We start from the raw sequence: 15,751 nt of genomic DNA on the forward strand, positions 1-15,751 counted from the left end.
CGGCAGGCGGGCACCGGGGCAGGGGTCACAGCAACGCGAGCTGCCCCTCCGGACCCTCCTCCCGTACGTCCAGCACCGACGCCGGGCGGCGGGCCGTGTCCGGGACCGGCAGGACGCCCTGCGTGCGCAGGTCGGATGCCGTGAGCGGGGCCGTGACCTCCCAGGCAAAGCGTTCCTCGCGCACCTCGGCCAGCAGGGCCAGGACCGTGATGAGCTCCAGCAGTTCCGACGTCCATGCCTGCGGCCAGGCCGCCGGGCGGATCGCCGAGAGGGTGCCCGGGGCGGGCTCGGCGACGCGCGCCGCGAACCACTGCTCCAGCACCCGCACCCCGTCCGCCTCGAAGTCCCACGCCTCCGGCGGCACCGGCGCGACACGGCCCCCGTCGAGGTGCAGGGTCTCCTCGGCACGGTCGTACCGCAGGGTCAGCGGGCGGCGCGGCAGCGGGGCGCGCACATAGGGGCGGCGCCCGCCGGGCAGCTTCGGGCGCTCACCGTCCCGGCGCATCAGCCACAGCGCGCGGCGCCCCAGCGCCACCCCGCGCTCCCACAGCGCCGGGTCGGCGGTGAGCGGCACGGTCAGGTCAGGTCGTACGGCCGTCAGGATCCAGGCGAGGACGTCCGGGGCGGACACCTCCCGGCCGAGGCGCGCCCCCAGAACGTCCAGCAGACCCGGCGCCAGGTTGGGTTCCGTGCCGCCCGGGCGCCGGTACAGCGGGCGTACACGGGCGGGGCGCAGCAGCGGGAAGCAGGAGGTGGCCAGCACACCGGCCGCCGGGGTCTCCAGCACGAACACCTGCCGTTCGTCCGCCACCCGCCACAGCTCGGGCCGGGCCGCGTCGATCAGCCGGTGGTCGGGGATCAGCCACTGCTCGTCGAACGGGGCGTGCAGCACCCGCACCGGCTCCGGGCAGGGACCCGAGGCGCGCGTCAGGCGCTCCGTGCCGCCGCGCTGCCCCGGGAGCTGCGGCACCGCCGAGTGCGGGGTGCGGGCGCGGGTCGGCTCGAACAGCGCCTCCCGGTGCGGGCCGTCCGCCGACAGAAGGGCGGCCCAGCGGTCCCTGAGGGCGGCCGGGTCGGGGGCCACGGGCCAGGCCCGGCCGATGCGCGGCGGTGCGACGGACCACGGCATGAGGTCCGCCAGCCGCGGAGCGTCGTCGTGCGTCACGCCCGGCATCGTACGACGGCCCCGTCAGTGGGCGTCGAGCGTGACCGTGAAGGAGAAACGGTCGCCCCGGTAGTGGATGACCGCCACGTCCAGCACCCGGCCCCGCGTGTCGTAGGTGATGCCCGTGTAGTGCAGGATCGGGCTGAGCAGCGGCACTTCGAGCAGCCGGGCCGTCTCCGGGTCGGCGAGGCGTGCCTCCACCGTGTCGGTGATCCGGCTGATGTCCACGCCGAGCACGTCCCGCAGCACCTTCGTCATCGGCTGGCGCACCAGGTCGTCCGGGTCGATCCGGGCGGCCAGTTCGGGGCGCACCCAGTTGCGGGCGTGGTTCGTCGGCTCGCCGGTCGTCTCGTCGCAGCGCAGCCGGTGGTACGCGCCGACCTCGGCGACGTCCGGGAAGTGCTCGGCGAGCGGCACCGGCACGGGCACGGGGCCGTGCTCCAGCAGCTCGCTCGTCATGCCGGACTGCTGGGCCACGATCGCGTCCACCGAGCCGAGCAGCCGCACCGGGGCGCCCCGGCGCGCGTCCGGCTCGATGAACGTGCCGCGCCTGCGGTGCCGGGAGATGAGCCCCTCGTCCTCCAGCTCCTTCAGCGCCTGCCGCATCGTCAGCACGCTCACCCCGTAGTGCCCGGCCAGCTGCTCCTCGGTGGGCAGCCGCAGCGGGTCCTCGGGGGAGCGGCCGAGTATCGAGGCGCGCAGCGACTGCGACACCTGGTACCACAGGGGCAGTTTGCGGTTCAGGACGACGGAGTCCGGGGCGAAGGAGGTCACGGGGCCCATCCGTACCGGTCGGGGGTGTTTCAGTGCAAGGGGCTCACCGCTCGGCGCGGAAGTGCCGCTCCAGGCCGCGCCACACGTCGTCGTAGCGCTGCTGGAGATGGTCGGCGGAGGCAGCCCGCTCGGTGAGCGCGACCGGCCAGCGGGTCTCGAACATGAACGCGAGGCCGTCGTCCAGCTTCTGCGGCTTCAGCTCGGCGCTGCTCGCCTTGTCGAAGGTCTCCCTGTCCGGGCCGTGCGCCGACATCATGTTGTGCAGCGAGCCGCCGCCCGGCACGAACCCCTCGGCCTTCGCGTCGTACGCGCCCTCGATCAGGCCCATGTACTCGCTCATCACATTGCGGTGGAAGTACGGCGGCCGGAACGTGTCCTCGCCGACCAGCCAGCGCGGAGCGAACACCACGAAGTCCACGTTGGCCAGGCCGGGGGAGTCCGACGGCGACGTCAGCACGGTGAAGATCGACGGGTCGGGGTGGTCGTAGGAGATCGTGCCGATGACGTTGAAGCGGCGCAGGTCGTACACGTACGGCGTGTAGTTGCCGTGCCAGGCCACCACGTCCAGCGGCGAATGGTCGTACGTGGCGGTCCACAGGTTGCCGCAGTACTTGTTCACCACCTCCACCGGGCCCTCCACGTCCTCGTACGCGGCGACCGGCGCGCGGAAGTCACGCGGGTTCGCGAGGCCGTTGGCGCCGATCGGGCCGAGGTCGGGCAGCCGGAACGGGGCGCCGTAGTTCTCGCAGACATAGCCGCGGGCCGACCCGTCCAGCAGCTCCACCCGGAACCGCACCCCGCGCGGGATCAGCGCCACATGCCCCGGCTCGGCGTGCAGCAGACCGAACTCGGTGCGCAGCAGCAGCCCGCCCCGCTCCGGGACGATCAGCAGCTCGCCGTCGGCGTCGCTGAAGACACGGTCCATGGAGGCGTTGGCGTGGTAGAGGTGCACGGCGATGCCGGTGCGCTGCGAGGCGTCGCCGTTGCCGCCCAGCGTCCACAGCCCGGCGAGGAAGTCCGTGCCGGGCGCCGGCTCCGGCAGCGGGTTCCAGCGCAGCCGGTTCGGGTCCGGGACGGTCTCGGTGAACGGGGCGGTGCGCAGCGCGCCGTTGTCGGTGCGGGTGAACGCCGGGTGGGCGGCCGACGGGCGGATCCGGTACAGCCAGGAGCGGCGGTTGCGGTCGCGCGGCTCGGTGAACGCCGTACCGCTCAGCTGCTCCGCGTACAGGCCGAGCGGTGCCCGCTGCGGAGAGTTCCGGCCCTCCGGGAGGGCACCCGGCACCGCCTCCGAGCTGTGCTCGTTGCCGAAGCCCGAGAGGTACGTCAGCCCCTCCGCCGTCTTGCGCGCGTCCCCGTGCCCGGAAACGCCCGTACGGGAGGTGCCCCCATCGCTCATGATCACTCGCTCCTTCGCGGTGCCTATTCCTATGCATCACCGTAGGATTGCGTTTGCCGTCGGCGCAAGGGGTCCGGCGGTGTCCTCCGGGAGGACGGCCGGAACCCGACCTCGGACGGATCCGCGATGTCAGACCCGTGTTCTAGGCTCCCCGCCATGTCGTGGACGCGCGGATCTCTCGCTGCGCTCGCGGTCTGTGTCCTGCTCCTGGCCGGCCCGGCAGGCTGCGGCACCGGCGATGCGCACGAACAGCGGACGAGTGCCTCACCCTCGCCGGTGGGCAAGCTCCTGGACCGCACCGACGAGGCCGGCCGGCGCTACCGCCAGGTGGACGGCGCGCACGCCCCCACGGTCCGCGTCGAGGTGAAGCCCGCCGACGGCGGTGCCTGGGACGTGACGCTGACCGTGCACCGCTTCCGCTTCTCGCCGCCCGGCACGAAGCCCGAGGCGGCGGAGGGCCGCGGCACCGCCCTGCTCTTCGTCGACGACATGCCCGTCGCCGAGCTGCGCACCCCCGTACACCGCCTCACCGCCGACCACCTCCCGCAGGGCACCCACGAGGTCACCGCCCGCCTGTACGCCGACGACGGCACCGTCTGGGCGGTCCACGGCGACCCTGTCGAGTCCACCGCCGCCATCACCGCCTCCGGCACCGAGTCGACGGCCGCGCTGAGCAGCCGGGGCGCCGCGGCGCGTACTCAGGACCGAGGTTCACCGGTCCCCGGCGGAGAGGCATCATGAAGCCCGTGCCCCACGCGACATCGCTACGCCGAGCGCCCGTCCAGCGGCGCAGCGCCGAACGGCTCAGCAGGATTCTCGACGCCTGCGCCGACCTCCTCGACGAGGTCGGCTACGACGCCCTGAGCACCCGCGCCGTCGCCGTGCGCGCCGGCGTGCCCATCGGCTCGGTCTACCGCTTCTTCGGCAACAAGCGGCAGATGGCCGACGCGCTCGCCCAGCGCAATCTGGAGCGCTGGTCGGAGCGGGTCGCCGAACGGCTCGCCGCGAGCGGCGCCCAGGACTGGCGCGCCGCCCTGGACGCCGTGCTCGACGAGTACCTCGCGATGAAACGCACCGCGCCCGGCTTCTCCCTCGTCGACTTCGGCAACCAGATCCCGGTCGGCACCCGGCAGGGCGAACCCAACCACCGTGTCGCCGACCGGCTCACCGCCCTGCTCGCCGGCCATCTCGGCCGCCCCGCCGACGAGGACATGCGCCGCACCTTCCTCGTCGCGGTCGAGGCCGCGGACACCCTGGTGCAGCTCGCCTTCCGGGTGGACCCCGACGGCGACGAGAAGATCATCGCCGAGATACGGCACCTGCTGCGCGCCTATCTGGGGCGGGTGCTGGACTGACGGCACTCCCCGGCCCGGCACCGCCGGGAGACCTGGGCAGGATGCATACCGGTCGGTATGCTCACGCGTGTCGTGCGCCACCGCCGCCGTACCCGGGAGGACCCGTGTCCCGCACCGCCCTGCGAATCTGCCCCCTGTGCGAGGCCACCTGCGGGCTGACCCTGAGCATCGACGACGGCCGCGTCACCGGCGCCCGCGGCGACCGCGACGACGTCTTCAGCAAGGGCTTCATCTGCCCCAAGGGCGCCGCGTTCGCCGCCGTCGACAACGACCCCGACCGGCTGCGCACCCCCCTCGTCCGCCGCGACGGAGAGCTGCGCGAGGCCACCTGGGACGAGGCCTTCGACGCCGTCGCCGAAGCCATTCGCCCCCTCGTCGAACGGTACGGTCCGCACACCGTCGGCATCGTCCTCGGCAACCCCAACGTGCACACCATGGCCGGAGCCCTCTACCCGCCGGTCCTCATCGCGGGCCTCGGCACCCGCAGCCTGTTCACCGCGTCCACCGTCGACCAGATGCCCAAGCACGTCTCCAGCGGCCTGCTCTACGGCGACGCCTACGCCATCCCGGTCCCCGACCTCGACCGCACCGGCCATCTGCTGCTCATCGGCGCCAACCCGCTGGAGTCCAACGGCAGCCTGTGCACCGCCCCCGACTTCCCCGGCAGGCTCCGCGCCCTCAAGGCCCGCGGCGGCACCCTCACCGTCATCGACCCGCGCCGCACCCGCACCGCACGCCTCGCCGACCGCCACGTGGCCATCCGGCCCGGCACCGACGCGCTGCTCCTCGCCGCCATGGCGACCGTCCTCTTCGAAGAGGACCTCGTCGAACTCGGCGACCTCGCCCCGCACGTCCAGGGCCTCGACGAACTCCGCACCGCCCTCCACGGGTTCACCCCCGACGCCGTCGCCCCCGCCTGCGATGTCGAACCCGGCACGATCCGCACCCTCGCCCGCGAGCTGGCCGCCGCCGACTCCGCCGCCGTCTACGCCCGCATCGGCAGCTGCACCGTCCCGCACGGCACCCTCGCCGGCTGGCTCGTCGACGTACTGAACATCCTCACCGGCAACCTCGACCGGCCCGGCGGCGCCCTCTTCCCGCAGGCCGCCACCGACCGCACCCCCAGGCCCGCCGGACCCGGCCACGGCTTCGCCCTCGGCCGCTGGCACTCACGCGTCTCCCGGCACCCCGAGGCCAAAGGCGAACTGCCGCTCTCCGCGCTCGCCGAGGAGATCGACACCGCCACCGACGACGGCGAACCGATCCGCGCCGTCATCACCGTCGCCGCCAACCCGGTCCTGTCCGCACCCGACGGCGAACGGCTCGACAAGGCCCTCGCCTCCCTGGACTTCATGGTCAGCGTCGACCCCTACCTCAACGAGACCAGCCGCCACGCCCACGTCGTGCTGCCCCCGCCGCCGCCCTCCCGCAGCCCGCACCACGACTTCGCGTTCAACACCCTCGCCGTGCGCAACCAGGTCCGCTACACCCGGCCCGCGCTCCCGCTCGAAGCGGACCGCATGGCCGAGACGGAGATCATGGCACGGCTCGTCCTCGCCGTCACCGGACAGCACGGCGCCGACCCGTCCGCCGTCGACGACCTCGTCATCGGGCGGACCCTCGCCAGGGCCGTCCGCGAACCGCACTCCCCGGTCCACGGCCAGGACCCCCGCGCCCTCGCCGCCCGGCTCACCGGCGACAACGGCCCCGAACGCCGCCTCGACCTGATGCTCCGTCTCGGCCCCTACGGCGACGGCTTCGGCGCCCGCCCCGACGGACTCACCCTGGAGAAACTCCTCGCCCACCCGCACGGCATCGGCCTCGGCCCGCTGCGCCCCCGCCTGCCGCAGCCGCTGAAGACCGTCAGCGGCAAGGTGGAGCTGCTGCCCGAGCCCATCGCCGGCGACCTGCCCCGGCTGCGGCAGGCCATCGCCGAACGCCCCGCCGGACTGCTCCTCGTCGGCCGCCGCCATCTGCGGTCCAACAACAGCTGGATGCACAACATCCCCGCCCTCACCGGCGGCACCAACCGCTGCACGCTGCACCTCCACCCGGCCGACGCCGAACGCCTCGGCGTGCGCGACGGCACCCCCGTACGCGTCAAGGGCGCCGGGGGAGAGGTGACCGTTCCCGCCGAGGTCACCGACGCCGTACGGCCCGGCGTGGTCAGCCTGCCGCACGGCTGGGGCCACGACCGGCCCGGCACCCGGCTCCGGCACGCCGCGGGCAACCCCGGCGTCAACGTCAACCAGCTCCTCGACGGCAGCCTCCTCGACCCGCTCAGCGGCAACGCCGTCCTCAACGGCGTGCCCGTCGAGGTGTCCCCGGCGGACACCGGCCCGGCCCCGGCGGCGACCGCCGCCGCCCCGACCGCGTCCGCGACAGGCCCGAGCGGCACAGGCGCGTGAGCCGCGCCCGGGGCGAGGACCGACCGGCGGCACCGCTCGCCGCTCGCGCCGCGCCCGGGGCGGGGCCGTCGCACGCACCGCCACGCCCTCAAGGCCGACACCGGTCCCGGGTGCCTGAATCCGGACGTCCGCTTTCTCACACTGTGGACGCAACTTTTCGATGACGCCCGGTGTCTTCCCCCCGGTGCGCACATTCCGTTAACTTCCGTGACTCACGAGCCCCCTGCGTCCGCCGGGGGTGATCCGTACGCGCCGCACCATGCCCAGTGAGCCCCGGGACGACCCATGACACGTGCCATCTCCCTGCAGGACGTGAGCAAGACGTACACCAAAGGCGTCCGGGTGGTGGACCGGCTCAGCCTCGACATCGCACCCGGCGAGTTCCTCGTCCTGCTCGGGCCCTCCGGCTGCGGCAAATCCACCGTGCTCCGCATGATCGCCGGTCTCGAGGACATCACCGAGGGCTCGCTGCTGCTGGACGGCGAATGGGCCAACGATCTGCCGCCGTCCGGCCGGGACATGGCGATGGTGTTCCAGAACTTCGCCCTCTACCCGAGCATGACCAGCGGCGACAACATCGGCTTCCCGCTGCGCATCGAGAACCCCGGCGCCGATCCGCGCGACCGGGTGGACGCCACCGCCCGCATGCTCGGCATCGAGGACCTCCTCGACCGCTACCCGAGCCAGCTGTCCGGCGGTGAACGCCAGCGCGTCGCCATGGGCCGGGCCATCGCCCGCCACCCCTCGGCGTTCCTCATGGACGAGCCGCTGTCCAACCTGGACGCCAAGCTCCGCAACCATCTGCGCGCCGAGATATCCAAGCTGACCCGCGAACTCGGGGTGACCACCGTCTACGTCACCCACGACCAGTCCGAGGCCATGTCCCTCGGTGACCGGGTCGCCGTCCTGCGCGGCGGCGTCCTCCAGCAGGTCGGCACACCACGCGAGGTGTACGGGCTGCCCCGCAATGTGTTCGTCGCCGCGTTCGTCGGCACCCCGCGCATCAATCTGCTGCGCGGCATGGTCCGCGCCCCGCTGGGCGGCGCGATGACCATCAGCCTCGGCAAGCAGTTCCTGCGGCTGCCCGAACCGCTCTCCCTGGACCACCAGTTGCTCCGCGTCCAGCAGGGCCGCGAGGTGATCGTCGGGCTGCGCTCGGAGGCCGTGCGCATCGCCAAGCACTCCTCCGCCCGGCCCGGCGAAGTGCCGCTCACCGGGCTCGTCGACCATGTCGAGTACCAGGGCCACGAGGTGCTCGTCCACTTCAACACCGGCTCGCACCCCGCCGTCGTACCCGATCTGGAGGCACCCCGGCCGGCCGCCCGGCCCGCGCGGCGCCGACGCCGCGACGGCTCCGTCATCGACCGGCTGCGCGAGCGCGCCGTCGCCCTGCGCGCCGGGGTCGGGTCCGGGTCCGGGGCCGGGCCCGTGGCCGTCCTGGACGAGCCCGAGGCGGAGGCGCCCGCCCCGGCGCCGGGCATCCCCCGCATCCCCGGCGACCTGGTCGTCCGTACCACTCCCGACATCGACCTCAGACACGGCATGCAGGTGCCCCTCCTCGTCGACCTCGCCCACCTGTTCGTCTTCGACCAGCACGGCGAACGCATCTGCCCGGCGCCCGCGCGCCTGCCCGACCTCGACGAGTGAGGAAGCACACCCGCCCTCCCGGCCCGTGAGTGGGACCATCGAGCGGCACACCGGCGGTCCGGCACCCACGTGAGGGGTCACGCCCACGGTCGTGTCCGGTCGCCGGTGACCCCTGGCGCCCGAAAACTAACGCCGCTAGTTTATGTGCCGGGACGACCCACACCGGTCCGGGAGGAGCACGATGAAGGCACACGACGCGATCTACATCGACGGCGCCTGGCGCCCCGCCGCGGGCCAGGACGTGATCGAGGTCGTCGACCCGGCCGAGGAACGGGTCATCGCCACCGTCCCCGCCGGCACCGCGCTCGACATCGACACCGCCGTACGCGCCGCCCGCGCCGCGCTGCCCGGCTGGGCCGCGACCCCGCCCGCCGAGCGGGCCGCCCGCCTCACCGCACTGCGGGACTCCCTGGAGGCCCGCAAGGACGAGATCGCCGAGACCGTCACCGCCGAACTCGGCTCACCACTGCCCTTCTCCCAGGCCGTCCACGCGGCCGTCCCCGTCGCCGTCGCCGGCTCCTACGCCGAACTGGCCGCGTCGTACTCCTTCGAGGAGAAGGTCGGCAACTCCACCGTCCTCCTCGAACCCGTCGGCGTGGTCGGCGCCATCACCCCCTGGAACTACCCGCTCCACCAGGTCGTCGCCAAGGTCGCCCCCGCCCTCGCGGCCGGCTGCACCATCGTGCTGAAGCCCGCCGAGGACACCCCGCTCGTCGCCCAGCTCTTCGCGGAGGCCGTGCACGACGCCGGTGTCCCGGCCGGCGTGTTCAACCTGGTCACCGGCCTCGGCCCGGTCGCCGGACAGGCCCTCGCCGAGCACCCCGGCGTCGACCTGGTCTCCTTCACCGGCTCCACCGCAGTCGGCCGGCAGATCGGCGCGGTCGCCGGCGCCGCCGTCAAGAAGGTCGCCCTCGAACTGGGCGGCAAGTCCGCCAACGTCATCCTGCCCGGCGCCGACCTCGCCCGCGCCGTGGCCGTCGGCGTCGCCAACGTGATGTCCAACTCCGGCCAGACATGCAGCGCCTGGACCCGCATGCTCGTCCACCGCGAACAGTACGACGAGGCCGTCTCCCTCGCCGCGACCGCCGCCGCCAAATACACCGACCGCATCGGCCCGCTCGTCAGCGACAAGCAGCGCCGGCGCGTCCGCGCCTACATCGAGCAGGGCATCACCGAGGGTGCCCGCCTCGTCGCGGGCGGCCCCGACTACCCGCGCGAGCGCGGCTACTGGGTCAGCCCCACCGTCTTCGCCGACGTCACCCCCGAGATGACCATCGCCCAGGAGGAGATCTTCGGCCCCGTCCTCACGATCCTGCGCTACGAGGACGAGGAGGACGCCCTGCGCATCGCCAACGGCACGGTGTACGGTCTCGCGGGCGCCGTCTGGGCCGCCGACGAGGCCGAGGCGGTGGCCTTCGCCCGGCGCATGGAGACCGGCCAGGTCGACATCAACGGCGGACGCTTCAACCCCCGCGCCCCGTTCGGTGGCTACAAGCAGTCCGGCATCGGCCGCGAACTCGGCGCCCACGGACTCGCCGAGTACCTCCAGACCAAGTCCCTCCAGTTCTAGGAGCGTTGCGACCATCATGGCCGTCCGAGCCGCCGTACTCCCCGCCGTCGGTGCCCCCCTGGAGATCACCGAGATCGAGCTGCCCGACCCCGGACCCGGCCAGGTCCGCGTCCGGCTGGCCGCCGCCGGCGTCTGCCACTCCGACCTGTCCCTGTCCAACGGCACCATGCGCGTCCCCGTCCCCGCCGTCCTCGGCCACGAGGGCGCCGGCACCGTCGTCGCCGTCGGCGAGGGCGTCACACATCTCGCACCCGGCGACCCCGTCGTCCTCAACTGGGCACCGTCCTGCGGCACCTGCCTCGCCTGCACGCTCGGCGAGGTCTGGCTGTGCGCCGACGCCCTCACCGGCTCCGGGAACGTGTACGCCCGCACCGCCGACGGCACCGATCTGCACCCCGGACTCAACGTGGCCGCGTTCGCCGAGGAGACCGTCGTCCCCGCCTCCTGCGCCCTGCCGCTGCCCGACGGCGTGCCGCTCACCGACGCGGCCCTCCTCGGCTGCGCCGTCCTCACCGGGTACGGCGCCGTCCACCACTCCGCCCGCGTCCGCGCCGGCGAGAGCGTCGCCGTGTTCGGAGTCGGCGGCGTCGGCCTCGCCACCCTCCAGGCGGCGCGCATCGCCGGGGCCTGCACGATTGTCGCCGTCGACGTGTCGCCCGAGAAGGAGGAACTCGCCCGCGCCGCGGGAGCCACCGAGTACGTCCTCGCCTCCGAGAACACCGCCCGCGAGATCCGCGCCCTCACCGGCAGGCAGGGCGTGGACGTGGCCGTGGAGTGCGTCGGCCGCGCCGTGTCCATCCGTGCCGCCTGGGACTCCACCCGACGCGGCGGACGCACCACCGTCGTCGGCATCGGCGGCAAGGACCAGCAGGTCACCTTCAACGCCCTGGAGATCTTCCACTGGGGCCGCACCCTGAGCGGCTGCGTCTACGGCAACTGCGACCCGGCCGCCGACCTGCCCGTCCTCGCCGAGCACGTCCGCGCGGGCCGGCTCGACCTCGGCGCCCTGGTCACCGAGCGGATCGCCCTCGACGGCATCCCGGCCGCCTTCGACAACATGCTCGCCGGCAAGGGCGGACGGGCGCTCGTCGTCTTCTGACGGGCGGGATCAGCACGGGGCGGAGGCGGCGCGCGCCCGTCCGGACGAGGGCGCGCGTCCGGCCGGACGAGAGGCGTGCCGTGTTCACCGGGGACAGCCCCTTCGCCGACTCGCCGTGGCGCCGTACGAAGGGCTGGCAGCCGGCGCGCCCGGCGAGCAGGCGTCGCCCGCACTGCGGATCGACACGAAGGCCGACGCCATCGGCACGACGGTGACGGCGGCGGCACCCGTGGCGAGGAACCGGGGGCGGGGGGAGGCGTTCATGCGTGCTCCTGATCCGACGAGGACTGCCGTGCGCCGTGCGCCGTGCGCCGTGCGCCGTGCGTCGTGCGTCGTGCGCCGTGTGGCCTGCACCGTGCGCCGTGTGCGTGCGCCCGGTCGCCGTGACGCGGGACCGGCGGGCCGGGGGGCCGAGGGACGGCCGTGTCACCGCAGGGCTTCCGGTGCGATGCCGAGCAGCTCCGTCAGGGCCCGTTCACCGGACGGTGTCACCTTCACGGCCCGCTCGGACCCCACCCGCACGCACCAGCCGGCCTCGAAGGCGTGCCGGCACAGCGCCGCCCCCGCGGCCCCCGCGAGATGCGGTCGCCGCTCGGTCCAGTCGAGGCAGGCCCGGACCAGCGGGCGCCGGCCGCCGCGCGGCAGCCCGATACCGACGGCCTCGAACCACGCCACGCCCGCGTCCGTCAGCGCGAACCCCGTGTCCTGCCGCAGCAGGCCCCGGTCGGTCAGCGCGTCCGTCACGGCGATGCCGAGCCGCCCGGCGAGATGGTCGTAACACGTCCTGCCGCGCGCCATCGCCGACCCGGCGCTCACCTCCCGCAGGCTCCGCGGCCGGGCCGGTGCCTGCGGCGCGACCTGCGCGGCGAGGTCCTCCACCAGCTGGGCGATCCGCGCGTCGGCGAGGCGGACGTAGCGGTGCCGGCCCTGCCGCTCCTCGGTGAGCAGCCCGCCCGCGACGAGTCTGCCGAGGTGCTCGCTGATGGTGGAGGCGGCCACCCCGGCGTACCGGGCCAGCTCGCCCGCGGTCCACGCCCGCCCGTCCAGCAGCGCGAGCAGGCACGCGGCGCGCGTCTCGTCGGCCATCAGCCCGGCCAGCCGGGCGAGCCCGGCGGCCTGCCCGGCGGTGGTCCTCCCGCCGGTCTTCCTGCTGTTGCTCGGGGCGCTCGCGGTCATGCCGTCAAGGATGCGGCACGGACGTTTCGGCGTCCGCCGGATCATCGGCGGCGGGCGGCGTCAGCGCAGTCGCTCGTACTGCTGGGCCAGCCCGTCCAGCAGCGCGGTCAGCCCCGTCTCGAAGGCCCGTTCGTCGATCTTCTCCTGCTGTTCGGCGAGGAGATGGGCCTGCCCGAGGTGCGGATAGTCGGCCGGGTCGTACGCGGCCGGGTCCTCCACGAAGCCCCCGGCGAACGAGCCGAGGGCGGAGCCCATGATGAAGTACCGCATCAGCGCGCCGATCGAGGTGGCCTGTGCCGGCGGCCAGCCCGCGTCCACCATCGCGCCGTACACCGCGTCGGCGAGCCGCAGTGCGGCCGGGCGGCGTCCGGGGCCGCGGGCGAGGACCGGCACGATGTTCGGATGGTCGCGCAGCGCGGCCCGGTAGGAGACGGCCCAGTCGTGCAGCGCGGTCCGCCAGTCCCGGCCGTCCTCGAACATCGACAGATCGACCTGCGCGCTCACCGAGTCCGCGACCGCCTCGAGGATCTCGTCCTTGGTGCGGAAGTGGTTGTAGAGGGAGGGCCCGCTCACTCCCAGTTCGGCGGCGAGGCGGCGCGTGGAGACGGCCGCGAGGCCCTCCGCGTCCACGAGTTCCCGAGCCGTCTCGACGATCCGGTCGGTGCTGAGCAGGGGCTTGCGCGGTCGGGCCATGGCGCACATAGTAGGGCTGCGATCAGAAACTAGCAGTGCTAATTTAAATGTACGGCTTTCAAGATATGGGGTGGTGGCGTGGTGAACCTGGAGCTGAGCGAGGAGCAGACCGCCGTACGGCAGCTCGCCCGGGACTTCGTGGAACGCGAGATCACCCCGCATGTCGTCGCCTGGGACCGGGCGGAGGAGATCGACCGGTCGATCGTGAAGAAGCTCGGCGAGGTCGGCTTCCTCGGTCTGACCGTCGACGAGGAGTACGGCGGCTCCGGCGGCGACCACCTCGCCTACTGCCTCGTCACGGAGGAACTCGGCCGCGGCGACTCGTCCGTGCGCGGCATCGTCTCCGTCTCCCTCGGCCTGGTCGCCAAGACGATCGCCGCCTGGGGGAGCGAGGAGCAGAAGCGGCGCTGGCTGCCCGGTCTGACGGCGGGTGAACTCGTCGGCTGCTTCGGGCTGACCGAGCCCGGCACCGGCTCCGACGCCGGCAACCTCGCCACCCGCGCCCGTCGGGACGGCGACGACTACGTCATCAACGGCAGCAAGATGTTCATCACCAACGGCACCTGGGCCGATGTCGTGCTGCTCTTCGCCCGCTCCACCGACGCCCCCGGCCACCGCGGCGTGACCGCCTTCCTCGTGCCCGCCGACACCCCCGGCCTGACCCGCCGTACCGTCCACGGCAAGCTCGGCCTGCGCGGCCAGGCCACCGCCGAACTCGTCCTGGAGGACGTCCGCGTCCCCGCCTCCGCGATCCTGGGGGAGGAGGGGCAGGGCTTCAGGATCGCCATGTCGGCCCTCGCCAAGGGACGCATGTCGGTCGCCGCCGGCTGCGTCGGCATCGCCCAGGCCGCCCTCGACGCGGCCGTACGGTACGCGGGCGAGCGCGAGCAGTTCGGCAAGACCATCGCCCACCACCAGCTCGTGCAGGAGCTGATCAGCGACATAGCGGTCGACGTGGACGCCGCCCGCCTGCTCACCTGGCGCGTCGCCGACCTCGTCGACCGGGGCGAGCCGTTCGCCGTGGAGTCCTCCAAGGCCAAGCTGTTCGCCTCCGAGGCCGCGGTGCGCGCCGCCAACAACGCCCTCCAGGTGCACGGCGGTTACGGCTACATCGACGAGTACCCGGCGGGCAAACTGCTGCGCGACGCGCGCGTGATGACGCTGTACGAGGGCACGAGCCAGATCCAGAAACTCGTCATCGGCCGTGCGCTGACAGGGGTCTCGGCGTTCTGAGCGCCGGGCGCGTTCCGCGTACTCAGTGCCTTCTGAGTACGCCGACGGATGTGGCGCGCCTCACGCCCGGAGCACGCTTGGCGCATGAGTGACACACCGGTCAAGCAGCAGAGCACGGCCGCCTTCTACGGTCAGGCCGTCGCCTCCTTCGCCGTGGCGATGGCCGCCACGGCCGTCGGCATCTGGCGGCTGAACGCCGACGCCTGGGTGCGCGGCTTCCTCGCCATCGCGGTGCTCTATCTCGTCACCTCCGCGTTCACCCTCGCCAAGGTGATCCGCGACCGGCAGGAGGCCGGGCAGATCATCAGCCGGGTGGACCAGGCCCGGCTGGAGAAACTCCTCGCCGAGCACGACCCGTTCGAGAAGCTCTGACACCACCGCCGCCCGCCGCTCACGACCGGGCGGGACGCCCCGCGCGGTCGCCCGGCAGACGGAAGAAGGCGGCGGTCGCCGCGACCGTGTCGAAGCCCAGGTCCGTACGGCCCATGAGGAACGGGGCCCTGCGGGTGCCGGGGACGGTGTGGCCGCCGCCGTGGACCGTGTACAGCACGACGGGTGCGCGGCCGGGCTCGCCGTACCGGGTCGCCTCCACCGAGGTCCGCGCCCGGCGGCCGGCGGGCGTGCCGGTCGGGACCGTCTCCGTGGCGGGTGGCGCGGTGATGCCGTTGCGGCGCGCGTAGTAGCGGGCGGTCTCCGGCGCGGACAGGCCGAGGCCGCGCGGCCGGAACCCCCACATGCTCGCCATGCCGCCCGCGTAGGGCACCAGTGGATCCTTCGTGCCGTGCACGAACATCACCGGCACCGGACGGTCCCGGGTCTCGTGCGGGGCGAAGTTCTCCGGCGCCGGCTGTGTCGCGGACAGGACCGCCGCCCCGGCCAGCAGGTCCGGGATCTCATGGACGAGCCGGATCACCATCTGCCCGCCGTTGGAGTACCCGACGGCGTGGACCCGGGCCGGATCACCGCCGTACCGCTCCACCAGCCGCTCGACCGCGGCGCGTACGAACGCGACGTCGTCGTACCCCTCCGTGCGGGCCGCGAACGCGTTGGAGACACGGGCGTCGTTCCAGTGCCCCTTGTGGCCGTCGAGGTACGCCACGACGGCTCCGTGCGCGGTGGCGAGCCGGTCGAAGGCACGGCCGGTGAAGGCGCGCAGCTTCTCACCGGTCTGGTTCGAACCGTGCAGCAGGAGCACGACGGGGGCGGGGGCGGCGGTGCCGGGGCCTGCGTCCGGG

The 15,751-nt window shown here is 73.6% G+C and carries 14 protein-coding genes and 1 pseudogene; 8 read left to right on the forward strand and 7 right to left on the reverse strand.

Going from position 1 to position 15,751, the window contains the following annotated elements; all coding sequences use genetic code 11:
- Window positions 1–25 precede the first annotated feature (25 nt).
- The 3 genes from MTQ10_RS03190 to hmgA are packed head-to-tail and all read right to left on the reverse strand — an operon-like array spanning window position 26 to window position 3,335.
- Window positions 26–1,174: a type ISP restriction/modification enzyme gene (locus tag MTQ10_RS03190; protein ID WP_247461953.1), complete on the reverse strand. Its 1,149-nt coding sequence runs from the start codon at window positions 1,172–1,174 to the stop codon at window positions 26–28.
- A 15-nt stretch (window positions 1,175–1,189) separates the two neighbouring features.
- Entirely contained in the window at window positions 1,190–1,939 is a 750-nt protein-coding gene (locus tag MTQ10_RS03195) for a GntR family transcriptional regulator (RefSeq protein WP_247461955.1), read from the reverse strand.
- A gap of 43 nt (window positions 1,940–1,982) precedes the next feature.
- A complete protein-coding gene (gene hmgA / locus MTQ10_RS03200; protein WP_247461957.1) occupies window positions 1,983–3,335 on the reverse strand; it encodes a homogentisate 1,2-dioxygenase in 1,353 nt (450 codons plus the stop codon).
- Window positions 3,336–3,491: 156 nt separating this feature from the next.
- Between hmgA and MTQ10_RS03205 the strand changes: the two genes are divergently transcribed.
- The 6 genes from MTQ10_RS03205 (at window position 3,492) to MTQ10_RS03230 (ending at window position 11,414) form a co-directional block, all read left to right on the forward strand.
- A complete protein-coding gene (locus MTQ10_RS03205; RefSeq protein WP_247461959.1) occupies window positions 3,492–4,076 on the forward strand; it encodes a hypothetical protein in 585 nt (194 codons plus the stop codon).
- The gene (locus MTQ10_RS03210; protein WP_247461960.1) at window positions 4,073–4,690 is read left to right on the forward strand and encodes a TetR/AcrR family transcriptional regulator; all 618 of its coding nucleotides are present in this window, start codon (window positions 4,073–4,075) and stop codon (window positions 4,688–4,690) included. Before MTQ10_RS03205 ends, MTQ10_RS03210 begins: the two co-directional genes overlap by 4 nt.
- Before the next feature lie 104 nt (window positions 4,691–4,794).
- Window positions 4,795–7,098 carry a molybdopterin oxidoreductase family protein gene (locus MTQ10_RS03215; RefSeq protein ID WP_247461962.1) on the forward strand — a complete coding sequence of 768 codons (2,304 nt, stop codon included), beginning with the start codon at window positions 4,795–4,797 and terminating at the stop codon, window positions 7,096–7,098.
- 285 nt (window positions 7,099–7,383) lie between these two features.
- Window positions 7,384–8,745, forward strand: a complete 1,362-nt coding sequence (locus MTQ10_RS03220) for an ABC transporter ATP-binding protein (protein ID WP_247461964.1) — start codon at window positions 7,384–7,386, stop codon at window positions 8,743–8,745.
- A gap of 181 nt (window positions 8,746–8,926) precedes the next feature.
- Complete coding sequence (locus MTQ10_RS03225; RefSeq protein ID WP_247461966.1) at window positions 8,927–10,315, forward strand: aldehyde dehydrogenase family protein; 1,389 nt, start codon at window positions 8,927–8,929, stop codon at window positions 10,313–10,315.
- Between the two features lie 16 nt (window positions 10,316–10,331).
- Window positions 10,332–11,414 carry a Zn-dependent alcohol dehydrogenase gene (locus MTQ10_RS03230; protein ID WP_247461968.1) on the forward strand — a complete coding sequence of 361 codons (1,083 nt, stop codon included), beginning with the start codon at window positions 10,332–10,334 and terminating at the stop codon, window positions 11,412–11,414.
- A gap of 138 nt (window positions 11,415–11,552) precedes the next feature.
- On the opposite strand, the pseudogene MTQ10_RS03235 reads toward MTQ10_RS03230, so the two are convergent.
- The 3 genes and pseudogenes from MTQ10_RS03235 to MTQ10_RS03245 form a co-directional block, all read right to left on the reverse strand.
- A pseudogene (locus tag MTQ10_RS03235) lies at window positions 11,553–11,678 on the reverse strand (EamA family transporter); the annotation flags it as partial.
- 162 nt (window positions 11,679–11,840) lie between these two features.
- Window positions 11,841–12,590: an ArsR/SmtB family transcription factor gene (locus MTQ10_RS03240; RefSeq protein WP_282611725.1), complete on the reverse strand. Its 750-nt coding sequence runs from the start codon at window positions 12,588–12,590 to the stop codon at window positions 11,841–11,843.
- A 60-nt stretch (window positions 12,591–12,650) separates the two neighbouring features.
- Complete coding sequence (locus tag MTQ10_RS03245) at window positions 12,651–13,283, reverse strand: TetR/AcrR family transcriptional regulator (protein ID WP_247461970.1); 633 nt, start codon at window positions 13,281–13,283, stop codon at window positions 12,651–12,653.
- 81 nt (window positions 13,284–13,364) lie between these two features.
- On the opposite strand from MTQ10_RS03245, the gene MTQ10_RS03250 reads away from it, so the two are divergent.
- Together MTQ10_RS03250 and MTQ10_RS03255 are read left to right on the forward strand one after the other, a co-directional pair.
- On the forward strand, window positions 13,365–14,516 hold the full coding sequence (locus tag MTQ10_RS03250; protein ID WP_247461981.1) for an acyl-CoA dehydrogenase family protein: 1,152 nt from the start codon (window positions 13,365–13,367) through the stop codon (window positions 14,514–14,516).
- Window positions 14,517–14,600: 84 nt separating this feature from the next.
- Entirely contained in the window at window positions 14,601–14,888 is a 288-nt protein-coding gene (locus MTQ10_RS03255; protein WP_247461971.1) for a YiaA/YiaB family inner membrane protein, read from the forward strand.
- A 19-nt stretch (window positions 14,889–14,907) separates the two neighbouring features.
- On the opposite strand, the gene MTQ10_RS03260 is transcribed toward MTQ10_RS03255, so the two are convergent.
- On the reverse strand, window positions 14,908–15,751 hold an 844-nt coding region (locus tag MTQ10_RS03260), incomplete at its 5' end, for an alpha/beta hydrolase family esterase (RefSeq protein ID WP_247461973.1).

The organism is Streptomyces sp. XM83C, from assembly GCF_023072675.1.
GTDB classification, from domain to species: domain Bacteria; phylum Actinomycetota; class Actinomycetes; order Streptomycetales; family Streptomycetaceae; genus Streptomyces; species Streptomyces thermocoprophilus.

Bases quoted from the DNA above. Each gene is read 5' to 3' on its own strand.
- MTQ10_RS03190 (WP_247461953.1), bottom strand. From the start codon at position 1,174: ATGCCGGGCGTGACGCACGACGACGCTCCGCGGCTGGCGGACCTCATG.
- hmgA (WP_247461957.1), bottom strand. From the start codon at position 3,335: ATGAGCGATGGGGGCACCTCCCGTACGGGCGTTTCCGGGCACGGGGAC.
- MTQ10_RS03205 (WP_247461959.1), top strand. From the start codon at position 3,492: ATGTCGTGGACGCGCGGATCTCTCGCTGCGCTCGCGGTCTGTGTCCTG.
- MTQ10_RS03210 (WP_247461960.1), top strand. From the start codon at position 4,073: ATGAAGCCCGTGCCCCACGCGACATCGCTACGCCGAGCGCCCGTCCAG.
- MTQ10_RS03220 (WP_247461964.1), top strand. From the start codon at position 7,384: ATGACACGTGCCATCTCCCTGCAGGACGTGAGCAAGACGTACACCAAA.
- MTQ10_RS03225 (WP_247461966.1), top strand. From the start codon at position 8,927: ATGAAGGCACACGACGCGATCTACATCGACGGCGCCTGGCGCCCCGCC.
- MTQ10_RS03230 (WP_247461968.1), top strand. From the start codon at position 10,332: ATGGCCGTCCGAGCCGCCGTACTCCCCGCCGTCGGTGCCCCCCTGGAG.
- MTQ10_RS03240 (WP_282611725.1), bottom strand. From the start codon at position 12,590: ATGACCGCGAGCGCCCCGAGCAACAGCAGGAAGACCGGCGGGAGGACC.
- MTQ10_RS03245 (WP_247461970.1), bottom strand. From the start codon at position 13,283: ATGGCCCGACCGCGCAAGCCCCTGCTCAGCACCGACCGGATCGTCGAG.
- MTQ10_RS03255 (WP_247461971.1), top strand. From the start codon at position 14,601: ATGAGTGACACACCGGTCAAGCAGCAGAGCACGGCCGCCTTCTACGGT.